This is a genomic window from Polyangium spumosum, from assembly GCF_009649845.1.
Taxonomy (GTDB): domain Bacteria; phylum Myxococcota_A; class Polyangia; order Polyangiales; family Polyangiaceae; genus Polyangium; species Polyangium spumosum.
Genome location: NZ_WJIE01000006.1, coordinates 472,845 through 486,371 on the forward strand (window position 1 = coordinate 472,845; position 13,527 = coordinate 486,371).

Annotated in this window: 10 protein-coding genes; 5 read left to right on the plus strand and 5 right to left on the minus strand. The window is 70.6% G+C overall.

Annotated elements, in window-relative coordinates:
• Positions 1–1,050: an aldo/keto reductase gene (locus GF068_RS22935; protein ID WP_153821565.1), complete on the minus strand. Its 1,050-nt coding sequence runs from the start codon at positions 1,048–1,050 to the stop codon at positions 1–3.
• 133 nt (positions 1,051–1,183) lie between these two features.
• Between GF068_RS22935 and GF068_RS47115 the strand changes: the two genes are divergently transcribed.
• The gene (locus tag GF068_RS47115) at positions 1,184–2,446 is read left to right on the plus strand and encodes an aKG-HExxH-type peptide beta-hydroxylase (protein ID WP_170319626.1); all 1,263 of its coding nucleotides are present in this window, start codon (positions 1,184–1,186) and stop codon (positions 2,444–2,446) included.
• Between the two features lie 43 nt (positions 2,447–2,489).
• Positions 2,490–3,998: a DUF1565 domain-containing protein gene (locus tag GF068_RS22945; RefSeq protein WP_153821567.1), complete on the plus strand. Its 1,509-nt coding sequence runs from the start codon at positions 2,490–2,492 to the stop codon at positions 3,996–3,998.
• A gap of 8 nt (positions 3,999–4,006) precedes the next feature.
• Here GF068_RS22945 and GF068_RS22950 read toward each other — a convergent pair whose 3' ends face one another.
• A complete protein-coding gene (locus GF068_RS22950) occupies positions 4,007–5,758 on the minus strand; it encodes a myxococcus cysteine-rich repeat containing protein (protein ID WP_170319627.1) in 1,752 nt (583 codons plus the stop codon).
• 106 nt (positions 5,759–5,864) lie between these two features.
• Positions 5,865–7,166, minus strand: a complete 1,302-nt coding sequence (gene purB / locus GF068_RS22955; RefSeq protein WP_153821569.1) for an adenylosuccinate lyase — start codon at positions 7,164–7,166, stop codon at positions 5,865–5,867.
• Between the two features lie 133 nt (positions 7,167–7,299).
• Between purB and GF068_RS22960 the strand changes: the two genes are divergently transcribed.
• The 3 genes from GF068_RS22960 to GF068_RS22970 all read left to right on the plus strand — a co-directional run bounded on the left by GF068_RS22960 (position 7,300) and on the right by GF068_RS22970 (position 10,667).
• The gene (locus tag GF068_RS22960; RefSeq protein WP_153821570.1) at positions 7,300–8,853 is read left to right on the plus strand and encodes a serine/threonine protein kinase; all 1,554 of its coding nucleotides are present in this window, start codon (positions 7,300–7,302) and stop codon (positions 8,851–8,853) included.
• On the plus strand, positions 8,825–9,781 hold the full coding sequence (locus tag GF068_RS22965) for a tetratricopeptide repeat protein (protein ID WP_153821571.1): 957 nt from the start codon (positions 8,825–8,827) through the stop codon (positions 9,779–9,781). The genes GF068_RS22960 and GF068_RS22965 overlap by 29 nt, the downstream gene beginning before the upstream one ends.
• Before the next feature lie 244 nt (positions 9,782–10,025).
• The gene (locus GF068_RS22970; RefSeq protein WP_153821572.1) at positions 10,026–10,667 is read left to right on the plus strand and encodes a universal stress protein; all 642 of its coding nucleotides are present in this window, start codon (positions 10,026–10,028) and stop codon (positions 10,665–10,667) included.
• Here the strand turns inward: GF068_RS22970 and ggt are convergent.
• Positions 10,664–12,547: a gamma-glutamyltransferase gene (ggt, locus tag GF068_RS22975; RefSeq protein WP_153821573.1), complete on the minus strand. Its 1,884-nt coding sequence runs from the start codon at positions 12,545–12,547 to the stop codon at positions 10,664–10,666. The two genes, GF068_RS22970 and ggt, sit on opposite strands and share 4 nt — an antisense overlap.
• 41 nt (positions 12,548–12,588) lie before the next feature.
• The gene (locus GF068_RS22980; protein ID WP_153821574.1) at positions 12,589–13,470 is read right to left on the minus strand and encodes a hypothetical protein; all 882 of its coding nucleotides are present in this window, start codon (positions 13,468–13,470) and stop codon (positions 12,589–12,591) included.
• Between the last annotated feature and the right edge of the window lie 57 nt (positions 13,471–13,527).

Here is a 13,527-nt window from a genome sequence, read left to right on the forward strand (position 1 = left end):
TCAGCGCGGGCGGGTCGCGGCGGGCAGGTCGATCTGGTCCACGCGGTCACCATAAACGACGCCGCGAATGTACGGCTTGCCGAGGAATTCGTGCGGGAAGCCGAGCTCGATCCGGCTCACCTCGTCGAGGCGGCGGAGGTGCTCCTCGGTGAGCGTGAAATCGAGGCTGCCGAGCACGTCCTTGATCTGCGAGGCCTTGCGCGCGCCGACGATCGGCACGACGTTCGCCCCGCGCTGACGGACCCAGTTCGTCGCGACCTGCGCCGAGCTCTTCCCGAGCTCGTCCGCGATCGCGTCCACCGTCTTCGCGATGGCGAGGTTCCGCTCCGAGAGGCGCTGCGCATTGCCGCCCGCGCGCTTCGTATCCTCGGGCGCGCCGTCGCCACGTGAATACTTGCCCGTGAGCACGCCGCCGCCGAGCGGGGCCCAGGGCGTGAGCGTGAGCCCGAACGCCTCGGCCATCGGGACGAGATCACGCTCCACCGTCCGCTCGATCAAGCTGTACTCGATCTGGAGCGCCGAGAAGGGCACATAGCCGCGGAAGCCCGCCAGCGTATTGGCCTGCGAGACGACCCACGCGGGCGCGTCCGAGATGCCGATCGAGAGCACCTTGCCCGTGCGCACGAGGTCGTCGAGGCCGCGCATGACCTCCTCCACGCCCGTCGTGAAATCCCACGCGTGCACCCAGAGCAGGTCGATGTAATCGGTCCCGAGCCGCCCGAGGCTCTTGTGGACCGCCTGGACCATGTTCTTGCGCGAATTGCCCGAGGCGTTCGGATCGCCGCTCGCCGTCGAGAGGGTGAACTTCGTCGCGAGCACCCAGCGGTCGCGGTTGTTCGAGATGATCTTGCCGCAGATCTCCTCGGTATGGCCCTCGTGATACTTGTTGGCCGTGTCGAGGAAATTCCCCCCGGCCTCCGCGAACGCCGCCGCGACCTCGATGCTCGTCGCCTCGTCCGCCCCGAAACCCCACCTGTCGCCGAAGCTCATCGTGCCCAGGCACAGCTCCGACACCTTGATCCCCGTCCGACCCAAGAGCTTGTATCGCATGATTCCTCCCACGGAGAGGGCCCTGCGTAAGCCCGATCGGGCGAGGAATCAAGGGGAAGGCCGGTTTTTGGCCTCGCAAACCGCCCGCCCCTTCCTGCTTGTCGACACGCGCGCTTCTGCTCACAATGCCGCCGTGCCTCCCGCCCTCGCCACGCGCCCGATCGAGCCGCCGAACGACCTCACGATCCCCGCGCCGGGCTCGGAGACCGCCAAAGGCGTGCTCTCCCGCGCGCTCGGCCGCCTCTTGCCGGAGCTTTTGGGCGTGGGTCAGGGCCTCGCGCTCACGCCCGAGGCGCGCGCGGATCTCGCGGTCTTTCAAGCGCTCTGCCGGGAGGTCGCCCGGACGAACCCGGGCGCGCTCCCGAGCCTGCTCCGGCGCACGGCCATGGGCACGCTCGTTCGCTGCCTCCGCGCCCCGCGCGCCGATGCGGAGGCGCTCGCGCGCGAGCTCGTGGGGGTGTTTCTGCTGCACCTCTCGCGCGCATCGGCCCTGCCGCGGGCCATCCGTCAAAAAGCGCCGCCCGCTCGGCTCGTCTCCACGACGGCAGGCCTCTCGATCGATCTGCCCGGGGATACACGCGCCATTTCATTCGAGAATGGCGGAAAGATCGTCGTGGAGCGCGCCCTCGGGCCGAAGGCGCTCTCGCTCGAGAAGCTCGCGGCCGCGCCGCCCGGGTTTTCCCAGACGAGCGACGGCGTGACCGTCTCCCGGCCATTTTTCCCGATCGACGGGAGCACGGCGCTCGCGCTCGTCGACACGAATCCGCTCGCGATGGTCGAGGCGCACCCCGACAAGGAGGGCAATACGATCGACCTCGGCGGCAAGGACGCGTCGGAATGGACGGGGGCGCTCTCCGCGGCGCTCGACCTCGTGCGGGATCACCTGCCGGACCTGCGGGGTGAGATCGAGCTCTTCGTGCAGCAGATCGTGCCCGTCGGATACCACGACGAGAAGCACCTCTCCGCGTCGTACCAGGAGGCCATCGGGACGATCTACATGTCCCTGCACCCGAGCCTCATGACCATGACGGAGGCGGTGATTCACGAGTTTTCGCACAACAAGATCAACGCGCTCTTCGAGGTCGACGCCGTCCTCGAGAACGCGTTCTCGCCGCTCTACACCTCGCCCGTGCGCCCCGACCCGCGGCCATTACACGGCGTGCTCCTCGCGGTCCACGCATTCTTGCCCGTGGCGCGGCTCTACGAGCGGATGATCGAGGCGGGCCACCCGCTCGCGAAGGCGCCGGGCTTCTCCGACCGATTCGCGCGCGTGCGGCAGATCAACGCGGAGGGCGCAGAGGTCTTGCTCGAGCACGGGAAACCGACGCGGGTGGGCAAGGCGGTGCTCGACGAGATCCAGCGCTGGCATGATCATTTCGCGCGATTGAACGGCTGAATCGGGTCTTCCCGGGGCGACGCGTCCCGGGGTATCGTGAGGCATGCGGAACATCTTTGCTTGGCTGGGTATGGGGATCCTCGCGGGCGTCGTCGCATGCGGGGGCGGGAGCGGGACCACGGGCGGTAGCGGAGGCGGCGGCGCAGGCGGGAGCGGCGGCGCAGGCGGGAGCGGCGGCGCAGGCGGGAGCGGCGGCGCAGGCGGGAGCGGCGGCGCAGGCGGCGGCGAAGGCGGGAGCGGCGGCGGCGGCGGGAGCGGCGGCGGCGCGAGCGCGTGCGGCGACGTGGCGACGTTCGCCGATGGCCTTGCCCCGACGAAGGAGGTGCACGTCGCGACGAATGGTAACGACGGCTCGGGCGACGGCAGCGCAGGAAACCCGTTCGCCACGATCGAGCGCGCCGTCGACGAGGCGACGCCGGGGACGGCGATCCGCGTGCACGCAGGGACGTACGCGGGCGGCACGTACATCGGCAATCTCTCGGGCCAGAGCGGCGCGCCGATATGGATCGGCGGCGCGCCGGGCGAGGCGCGACCGGTGATCGAGGGGGGCAGCCAGGCGATCCACCTCTCGCGCGTGCGATATCTCGTGCTGCACGACCTCGAGGTCCGCAACACCACGGCAAACGGTATCAACGCCGACGACGGCGGCGAGTACGCGAACGCCGAGGCGAGCCGGTTTGTCGTGTTCAGGAACCTCAACATCCACGACATCGGGCTCGGCGGGAACCAGGACTGCCTCAAGTTGTCCGGGCTCAACGACCATTTCGTGCTCGACAGCGAGTTCTCGCATTGCGGCGACGGCGGCAGCGCGGTCGATCACGTGGGCTGCCACGACGGCGTCATCGCGCGGAACCATTTTCACGACCTCGGCGCGACGGCGGTGCAGAACAAGGGCGGCGCCGAGGACATCGACATCCGCTGGAACCATTTCGAGCGGGCGGGCATGCGGCCCGTCAACATGGGCGGCTCGACGGGCTTCGAATTCTTCCGGCCGCCGCTCTCCATGTCGAGCCCGAACGCCGAGGCCCGGAGGATCCGCGTCGTCGCGAACCTCTTCGAGGGCGGTGATTGCGCGGCCGCGTTCGTGGGCTGCGTCGATTGCGTGTTCGCGCAGAACACCGTGATCGACCCGGGGAACTGGTTCTTCCGGATCCTGCAGGAGACCGTGACGGGCAGCGGATACACGTTCGAGCCGGCCCAGAATGGCAAGGTCGAGAACAACGTCTTCTATTTCCGGAGGAGCGAGCTCTCGTCGTCCAACGTCAACGTCGGGGCGAATACGGCGCCGGAGACGTTCGTCTTCGCGAACAACCTGTGGTTCGCGCACGACGACCCGGGCAACTCGGCGCCGACCGCGCTGCCGGTGCCCGAGACGAACGGAATCGTGGGGCAGGACCCGGCGTTCGCGGACGCGGGGAACGGTGATTACCACATCGATACGTCGAGCCCGGCGGCAGGCAAAGGCAAGGTGATCGAGGGCGCGCCGCCCGGGGACCACGACGGAAATTGCTGGAAGTCGCCGCCGAGCCTCGGCGCCTACGAGACGAAATAGGGAAAGGTTCAGCCGCGGCGCGCGCGGCGGCGGCGGAGGGCGAAGGCGAGGCCGAGCGCGGCGGAGACGACGAGGTCCGTCGCGCCGCCCTTCGAGCGATCACCCGAGACCGTGCAGAAGCCGCTGCCCGTGATGAGGGTGCCGTCGTCCTCGGGCTCGGGCGCCACGTCGTCCGAGCCCAGGTTCGGGTCGGTCTCGCCCTCGTCGATGACGCCGTCGTGATCCGCGTCCTCGTCGCCGTCCTCGACCGAGCCGTCGTCGGTGTCGGCGTCGAGCGGGTCCGTCGTCGTGGCGCCGGCGTCGCCGTCCGGAATGCAGGTCTCGGCGGCAGGGTCCGTCGCCGGATCCGAGCAATCATTGCCGACCTCGGTGCCGTCGAAGAGCCCGTCGTCGTCGCTGTCGGGGTCGAGCGCGTTGATGAGGCCGTCGCCGTCGGTGTCCTCGTCGTCGTCGGGCTCGTCGCCGTCGAGGATGCCGTCGTCGTCGCTGTCGGCGTCGTTCGGATCGGTCCCGAGGTCCGTCTCCTCGGAGTCGAGCAGGCCGTCGCCGTCGGTGTCGACGGGGCAGCCCTCGTCGACCTCGCCGTCGCAATCGTTGTCGAGCCCGTCGTCGCAGACCTCCGCGGAGGGCATCCCGGGCACGGCATTACACGAGGCGCCGCCGCTGCCGTCGCAGATGAACACGCCGGCCGAGAGGCAAGCGCCGACGCCCGCGGAGCAGGCGCCGCCGAGGTCGAAGCCCTCGTCGGTCTCGCCGTCGCAATCGTTGTCGACGTCGTCGCAGACCTCCATCCCGGGCTCGCCGGGAAGGGCATTACATTGCGGCTGGTTCGGCCCGACGCAGACGACGGTGCCCGACGCGGCGCAGGCGCCGACGCCCGCCGAGCAGGGCGTGCCATGGTCAGGACAATCGAGCACGCACGTCGAGGCGGGCGTGTTGCTCGTGTCGTTCGTGCAATTCCAGCCCGGATCGACCGCGCAGGCCGCGGAGCAGCCGTCGCCGCTCGTCATGTTGCCGTCGTCGCACGCCTCCTGGCCGTCGAGGACGCCGTCGCCGCAGATCGGCTGCGGGATCGGGGTGCAGCTCTGCAGGAAGTGCTGGACGTTTTCGATCCACTGGTTCACCTGGGGCGCGTCGAAGAGCTGTTCGATGTCGCCGGAGAGCACGATGCAGCCTTCGCCGCTGACGAACTGCGGGTCGACGTACGCGCCCACGACCGGGATGCCGTTCAGCCGGTAGACGACGTTCTCGTCCGGGATCGTGGAGATGTTGGCGGAGGCGTTGGTCCAGAGCAGCGGGAGCGCGTTCGGCGTGGTCGTCAAGCCGAAGACCTCGTTCGGCTCCGCGATCGCATTCGCGCTGATGCCCTGGACGCCCGAGATCTCGAACGGGTTGGTCAAGAGGGGCGCGAGGGTCGCCATCCAGTTGACCTGGGACGGGGTGCAGCAACTCCACTCGAACTGGGCGTACACGCCGCGGTCCGAGTCGAGGAACGTGGTCACCATGTCGCGCTCGGGTTGCGCGTCGGGGCCATTCATGTAGTCGAGGGCCCACAGGGTATCGAACGCGGAGAGGTCCGCCGGGACCGTCGCGCTCAGGGTCACCGTGTGTCCGAGCGCCTGGAGCCGCGTGACCGCGTTGTTGATGCCCGCATGGAACTGACCGCCGGTCCAGACGAGGATGTCGTCCGCGCGGGCCGGCGAAGAGAGGAGGAGCGTCGCCAGAAGCGGCGCGCCCAGAATGAATGAAACGCGCTTCATTCCAGCATGCGACGATAACCCGCCGCAAATCGTCGCGTCAAGCCGAAGCGAGGAGCCGCGAGCGCGTCCTCGATCGCCATTCTCATCAGGTCGGAATGGGGGTCGATCAGGGCGCCGCGAGGGCGCGATCGACGATCCCGGAGACATGCGAGAGCGCATGGTCGAGGTCGAAGCACCGATCGAGCTCGGCCGCGGAGAGGCGCGCAGCGACGTCCGGATCGGCCGCGAGCAGGTCGCGGAAGCTGCCCTCGCCGGCGAGCGCCTTCATCGCGTTCCGTTGCACGAGCACGTACGCCTCCTGCCGGCGCAGGCCGTACGAGACGAGCGCGAGCAGGACGGCCTCGCTGAAGAAGAGGCCCCCGGTGAGCGAGAGGTTCTTCCGGAGGTTGTCCTCGCGCACGACGAGGCCCTCGACGAGCGAGGTCGCGCGCTCCAGCATGAAGCCGAGCGTGGTCGTCGCGTCGGGCGCGATCATGCGCTCGACCGAGGAGTGCGAGATGTCGCGCTCGTGCCAGAGGACGACGTCCTCGAGCGCGGGGATCGCCGCGGCACGCACGACGCGGGCGAGGCCGCAGAGGTTCTCGCTGAGGATGGGGTTGCGCTTGTGGGGCATCGCGGACGAGCCCTTCTGCCCCTCGGTGAAGCGCTCCTCGGCCTCGGCCACCTCGGTGCGTTGCCAGTGCCGGACGTTCGTCGCGAGCCGCTCGATGCCCGCAGCGACGAGCGCCATCGCGTTGAAGAAGGCCGCGTGGCGATCCCGCGGGACGACCTGCGTGGCCACGGTCTCCGGGCGCAGGCCGAGCGAGGCGAGCGCCTGGGCTTCGATCCTGGGCGAGAGGTGCGCGTAGGTGCCGACCGCGCCGGAGATCTTGCCGACCGCGATCTCGCCACGCGCGTCGCGCAGGCGCGCGCGGCCCCGCTTCATCTCGGCGAGGTGGCCAGCGAGCGCGAGGCCGAAGGTGACGGGCTCGGCGTGTATGCCGTGGCTGCGGCCGATCATGGGCGTCTTGCGATGCTCGTCGGACCGGCGCGAGAGCGCGACGATCAGGCCGTCGAGCCGCTCGAGGAGCAGATCGGCGGCGCGGACGAGGAGCACGGCGAGGCTCGTGTCGAGCACGTCGCTCGACGTCATCCCGCGGTGGAGCCACCGCGCGTCCGGCCCCGCGAGCTCTTCGACGTGCGTGAGGAACGCGATGACGTCGTGCTTGACCGTGCGCTCGATCTCCTCGATCCGCGCGGCGTCGAGCTTCACGTTTTTGTCACGGAGCGCGCGGGCCACGCCGGCGGGAACGAGGCCCTCGGCCTCCATCGCCTCGCAGGCGGCGAGCTCGACGTCGAGCCACACGGCGTAACGAGCCTCGGACGACCAGAGCGCGGCGAACGCGGGCGGGGTGTATCGGGGGATCATTCGCGGCGAAAGCTGGGAGAAGTCGCGCGCGCCGTCAAGCGGGCCGGGCCCGGAGGGCGCACCAGGAAAGGCGACGGGCTCGGCCGGAGCGTGCTAGGCTCGGGCCTGTACTTTTCACGGGGGCCATCGCTCCATGAGCACCGAAAAAGTTCAGCCCGGCCTCGTGATCGCCGGCCGCTACCGCATCGTCAAGCAGCTCGGCGAGGGCGGCGTCGGGGCCGTGTTTCTCGCGCAGCACGTCCACACCGACGAGCGCCTCGCGCTCAAGGTGCTGCACAACGAGACCCTCTCCGATCCAAGCACGATCGAGCGGTTCCGCACGGAGGCGCGCGCGCCGGCGCGTATCGACAGCGACCACATCGTGCGCGTCACCGACGCCGACGTCGCGCCGGAGATCGGCGGCGCGCCGTTCCTGGTGATGGAGTTCCTGCGCGGGCGTGACCTCGCAGGTGAGGCCGAGGCGAGGGTCAAGCTCCACCCGAAGGAGGTCGTGCTCTACCTGCGCCAGGCCGCGCGCGCGCTCGACAAGGCCCACGCGATCGGGATCGTGCACCGCGACCTCAAGCCCGAGAACATCTTCCTCACGGTCCGCGAGGACGGCACGCCGTACGTGAAGCTGCTCGACTTCGGCATCGCCAAGATCACGGGCGGCGCGGCGAGCTCGATGGGCGCGCACTCGAAGACCAAGACGGGCGCCGTCTTCGGCACGCCGCTCTACATGGCCCCCGAGCAGGCGCGCGCGCAGGGGCAGCTCATCGGGCCTCATACGGACGTCTGGGCCCTCGGCCTCATCGCCGCGCGCCTCTTGCTCGGCTTCGACTACTGGCAGGCCGAGACGATCAGCGACCTCGTCGTGCAGATCGTGGTCGACCCGATCCCGCCGCCGTCGCAGAAGGGCAGCCCCTTCGGCCCCGCCTTCGACGCGTGGTTTCTGCGCTGCTGCAACCGCGACGCCTCGCAGCGCTACCGCACGGCGGGCGAGGCGATCACGGATCTCGCGGCCGCGCTCGGCGTGGTCGAGGGGCCCGCGCTCGCGCTCGAAGTGACGGAGATCCTGCAGAGGTCGCAGGCCCAAGAGGGCGCCGCGAAGCACACGGTCGTCGGCGCGCCGATGCACCTCGCGCAGAGCGACCCGGGCCCGCGCCCCGTCTTCGCGAGCACGCCCGGGCCGCAGAACCCGATGGCCGTGACCCCGATGGGCGCTGCGCCGCTCTCTTCGCAAGCCGCCATGGGCGCGACCGTGCTCGCCGCTTCGACGGCCGTGCCGATGCCGTCCGCGTCGAGCACGCAAGGCAGCTCGGGCAGCAAGGCCCCGATGTTCGCCGGCATCGCCGTGGTGGTGCTCGCGATCTTCGGCGCGGCCGTGTTTCTCGGGGCGCGGAGCGGCGGGGGTGATTCGAAAGGCTCTGCGGCCCCCGCCGTCGAACCGGCGCCCTTGCCCCTGCCCACGGCGACGGCGAAGGCGCCCGTGACCGCCGATCCGCCGACGACCGTCGAGCCCGTCGTCGCTGCCACGGCCGAGCCCACGGCCGAGCCCACGGCCGAGCCCGAGGCCGCGCGGCCTGCCGTCTCCGCGAAGCCCACCGCGCCCGTTTCCACCGCCACTTCGGTCCCCCCGAAGACGGCGCCGACGACAACCACCAAGAAGAAGCCGAACGATGACGACCTCATGTCCGGCCGCCGCTGAACCTTCGCGGCGGCGCCCCTTGCGCTTCATCGCCCCCGTCCTGCTCGGCGCGGCGATCTCCATCGCTCAGGCCCCGGCGCTCGCCAGTGATCCGGCCGCGGCCGAGGCCCTGTTCCAGGTGGCCAAGGGCCTGATGGAGAAGAAAAACTACGCCGAAGCCTGCCCCAAATTCGAGGCGAGTTACAAGCTCGACCCGGCCATCGGCACGAAGCTGAACCTGGCCGATTGCCTGGAGAAACAGGGGCAGCTCGCGAAGGCCTGGGTCGCGTGGGGCGAGGCGCGGGATCAGGCCAAGCGCGAGGGCGACAAACCGCGCGAGGACCTCGCCACGCGCCGGCAAAAAGAGGTCGATCCGCGGGTGCCGCGGCTCTCGGTGCAGGTGAAGGGCAGCGTCGAGGGGCTCGTGGTCTACCGCGACGAGGTGAAGCTCGAGCCCGTCACGTTCGGCGTGCCCCTGCCGGTCGACCCGGGCAAACACGTGGTGACGCTCCGGCGCGGCAAGGACGTGCTCAAGGAAGAGAGCGTCGAATCGAAGGAGAAAGGCAAGGACGAGGTCACGCTCGACGCGACCGACGTCCCGCCGCCGACGCCCGAGCAGATCGCGGAGGCGAACGCGCAGGCGCAAATGGGCCGGCCGGACAAACCCAAACCTCGGCCCACGACGGTCCGCCGCAGCACGGGCATGCTCGTCGGCGGGATCATCCTCGGCGTCGTCGGCGGGTTCGTCACGATCGGAGGGCTCGTCGGGGCCGGCGCCGGCGGCGACGGCGTCGCGTGGGGGGTCACGGGCTTCGGCGCCTTGATGCTCGGCGGCGGCATCACGATGGGCGTCATCGGCAACCAGAGGGTCAAGCGCCAGCCCGAGGTGACGTACACGCCGCAGGTCTTCCTCGGGCCGGGCTCGGTCATGGTGCGGGGGCAATTCTGACGATTGGAGGGGGCGCAATACGACGCTGGGGCTCGGCCTGACCGGCCGCATTCCTGCCTCCGTCGGCCTCGCGATTGCATTCCTCCGCTGAAACTTCCGCGGCGTCTCCGTCGAGGCCGCCTGCGCCCGTTCCCGGCGGCCAGCCCCGTCCGCGGCCTCGTGTGCTCGTTTTGAGAGGCTCTCGCTCGAAGGATGAGCGAAAAGGACTTGCGACCACGCGACGCGATCCAAACATTCGCTGGCAATGGTCGCCCTAGCTCCGTCCACGGTAGAGCCCGGCCCCGATTCCTCCGCCCAAGACGACGAAGAAGCCACGCAGCCGAGGCTGCGCGCCGTCTCGACGCCGCCGCCCGAATCGGCCGTCCGCAAGGTCGCGCCGCCGGCGGAGCGCAAGAAGGACCCGTACATCGTGCTCGTGGGGCTCGACCTCTCGGAGCCGGGCGGCCGGGCCTGGCGATTCGCGTTTGATCTGGCGGAGCTGCGGGGCGAGGAGACCGAGATTCACGCCGTGGTGATCGGGGCGCGCGGCATGGCGCCGCAAATCAAGGACGTGGCGACGCCGCGCGTGTCGACCTCCCACGCGAGCGAGGCGAAGCTGCCGCCTTTGAAGGTGCTCGAACATCGCTCCGCGGGCGGGCAGGCGCGGCTCATGGCCATGCATTACCGGGACGGACGGCCGGACAAGGCGATCGTGAATCTGGCGCACGAGATCGGGGCGGATCTCATCGTCGTGGCGAGCCATCCGCCGAGCCGGCTCGAGCGCCTCTTCGGCGGCCCGCTCGCCGATCGTATCGCGCGCAATGCCCCGTGCCCCGTGGTGATCGTCCGCCCGAAGCGCGACGAGGACGACCCGGGCGTCGATCAATACGACCCGCGCCTGCGTTAAGGACGCTTCTTCTCGAGCTCGGCGCGCGAGACCCCTTCGGCGACGCCTCCCTCGCGCGGATCGGCGAAGCCGTAGACGGCGCCCGTCTGCGGGTCGACGAGGATGTCGTTCGCGTCGCCTTGCGTGAGGTTGCTCTGCTCGATCGTGTGTCCGCGGCGCGCGAGCTCGGCGAGCACCACGCGCGGCGGCGGGCGCTGTCGCTCGACGCGCAGTTTGTCCGGCTGGAACTGGTGGTGCAGCCGGCCGGTCGTGACGGCCTCGTCGATCGTCATGCCCCAGTCGACGAGGTTCCTGAAGACCTGGGCCACGGTGTTCGGGATCGTGTCGCCGCCCGGCGAGCCGAGCACCAGCGCGAGTTTTCCGCCCTGCGTGACGATGGTGGGCGACATCGAGGTCGCCATCCGCTTGCCCGGCGCGATGACGTTGGGGCCGTCCTTGGAGAAGCCGCCGAGGGCGTTGCCGAGCAGGACACCCGTCCCGGGCACGACGACCTTCGCGCCGAACCCCGCGGAGAGCGTGTACGTGCAAGCGACGGCGTTGCCCTCGGCGTCGACGATCGAGAAGTGCGTGGTCTCGGGCGACTCCTTTGCGCCTTCGGGCGCCGCGACGGCGAGCTGGGACGAGGGCGTGGCGCGCAGCGGATCGATCGGCGGCTTGCGGGTCGCGAGGTGCACGCCGGAGAGCAGCGAGGTGATCTTCGCGTCGAGGTCCTCGGGGCCGAAGTCCGGATCGGCCGCGACGAGCCTGCGCTCGGCGTACGCGCGCCGCGCGGCCTCGATGAAGAGGTGGTGCGCTTCGGCCGAGCTCGGCTCGTGCTCGTACGCCCGCGCGCGCTCGAGCGAGAGCATGATCTGCGCGAACGCGACGCCGCCCATCGACGGCGGCGGCGCCGTCTCGACGGAGAAACCTCGGTACGAGAAGCGCAGCGGCGCGCGCAGCTTCGCGCGGTAGCCGGCCATGTCCTTGGCCGTGACGTACCCGCCGCCCTTCTTCATCCACTCGTCGATCGCCCGCGCGAAAAACCCTTCGTAGAAGGCGCGCGGGCCCTCCTTCGAGATCGACTCGAGCGTGCGCGCGAGGTCGGGCTGGCGCACGCGTTCGCCCTCGCCGAGCGGCTTCTTGCCCTTGCCCCAGATCGCGCGGGCCGCAGGGTCGTGCTTCAGCTTGTTCCAGGCCCACGCGAGCGTGAGCGCTTGCCGCGGGCCGAGCGCGTGTCCCTTCTTCGCGAGCTCGATGGCGGGCGCGACGAGCTCGGCGAGCGGGCGCGTGCCGAACCTCTCGAGCGCGAGGGACAAACCCGCCACGGTGCCCGGCACGCCCGCCGAGCGCAGCCCGATGCCGCCGTCGTGATCGAGCATCGCGAGGACCTTCTCGGTCGTCGCGCCGGCGGCGGGCGCGGTCTCGCGGAAGTCGATGAAGTGCGCCTCGCCGTTCTTCAGGCGGACGAGCATCACGCCGCCGCCGCCGATGTTGCCCGCGGACGGGTGCGTGACGGCGAGCGCATAAGCGACGGCGACCGCGGCGTCGACGGCGTTGCCGCCGCGGCGCAGCACGCTCGTGCCGATCCGCGTGGCGTTTTTCTCGACGGACGTGACGAGCCCCGCCTCGCCCTTGACGGCGCGTTTTCCCCCCGCGCGGAGGACGACGGGTGGATCGGGCGGCGGCGGGGCCGGGTACGGATCGGGGGCGGGCGCGCTCGGGGCGGCGGAGGTCGCGGCGACGACGGCCGAGGGCGCCTGCGCAGAGGCGCTCGGGGCGGCGGCGGCTGCCGTAGCTTGGGGGGGAGGGGGCGCGGCGTCGTCGCGCGGCGCGGGCGTCTGGGCGACGCAGGCCGAGACGAGCGCCGCCGCGAGGAGGAGGGTTCTCGAACGCGCGGGCATCGACGGGGGGACTCTAGCCCAAGGTCCCCCGCGGCCGGCGATTACTTCTTCTGGCTCTTGCGGCGGCCGAGCGCGAGGCCGAAGGCCGCGATGGCGCCGAGGATGCCGGCCGCGCTGCTCGACGTGTTGCCCGGGCTCTGCGCGCACGAGACGCCCGCCTCGCCCTCGGCCGTGCAGCGGCCGCCGCTGCACTGCGCGTCGCCGCGCGCGTAACCCTCGACCTTGACCTGGAGGAGGCTCTCGAGCTGTGCGACGCACGAGTCGATCTGCTCACCGACGTCGACGTACTGGCCGTCGCAGAAGAGCGCGCCCTCGGGCCGCTGGCAGGCGACCTCGCAGCCGCCCTTGAGATCGGCCTCGCACTGCACGAACGCGTCGGCCTGGCAGTCGATCTGGCAGTCGATGTTGGCCTTGGCGTCGCAGGAGCCCGTGCAACACGCCTCGCACTGCGCCTTGCAGTTCGCGTCGGGCGGCGTGACGTCGCAACGCGCGTCGCACTCGCCGCCACACGTGGCCTCGCACGAGGCCTTGCACCGGGCGCTGTTCGGGTCGGCGGCGCAGGCGGCGTCGCAGTTCGCGCCGCAATCGGCGCGGCAGGAGGCGGAGCAGTCGAAGCTGCCGGGGTTGACCTCGCACTCCGCTTCACAACCACCCGTGCAGCCCGCCGTGCACTGCGCGTCGACCATCGCGGTGCACTGGCCGTTGCAGCCGATGTAGAGGTCGGCGGCGCACTGGACCTGGAAGCTCACGGGTTCGCAGGCGGCCGTGCAGCCGCCCGATACACGCATCTCACAGTTGGCGTTGGCGGAGAGCTCGATGCCGTTGCAGGCGTCGAGCCTGGCGGCGTCGGCCGAGGAAGCGAAGCCGAAGGTGGCGCCGGCGAGCGCGAAGGCGGCGAAGATCGGGGCAAGGGAAGTACGCATGGTTTCTGTCTCCTGGGTGGACGAGGGATCCCTCGATCGGCCGCCCCCTGTGCAAGG

Excerpts from the sequence above, each read along its gene's own strand:
- ggt (WP_153821573.1), bottom strand. The coding sequence starts at position 12,547 with ATGCCCGCGCGTTCGAGAACCCTCCTCCTCGCGGCGGCGCTCGTCTCG.
- purB (WP_153821569.1), bottom strand. The coding sequence starts at position 7,166 with ATGATCCCCCGATACACCCCGCCCGCGTTCGCCGCGCTCTGGTCGTCC.
- GF068_RS22935 (WP_153821565.1), bottom strand. The coding sequence starts at position 1,050 with ATGCGATACAAGCTCTTGGGTCGGACGGGGATCAAGGTGTCGGAGCTG.
- GF068_RS22945 (WP_153821567.1), top strand. The coding sequence starts at position 2,490 with ATGCGGAACATCTTTGCTTGGCTGGGTATGGGGATCCTCGCGGGCGTC.
- GF068_RS22970 (WP_153821572.1), top strand. The coding sequence starts at position 10,026 with ATGGTCGCCCTAGCTCCGTCCACGGTAGAGCCCGGCCCCGATTCCTCC.
- GF068_RS22965 (WP_153821571.1), top strand. The coding sequence starts at position 8,825 with ATGACGACCTCATGTCCGGCCGCCGCTGAACCTTCGCGGCGGCGCCCC.
- GF068_RS22950 (WP_170319627.1), bottom strand. The coding sequence starts at position 5,758 with ATGAAGCGCGTTTCATTCATTCTGGGCGCGCCGCTTCTGGCGACGCTC.
- GF068_RS22980 (WP_153821574.1), bottom strand. The coding sequence starts at position 13,470 with ATGCGTACTTCCCTTGCCCCGATCTTCGCCGCCTTCGCGCTCGCCGGC.
- GF068_RS22960 (WP_153821570.1), top strand. The coding sequence starts at position 7,300 with ATGAGCACCGAAAAAGTTCAGCCCGGCCTCGTGATCGCCGGCCGCTAC.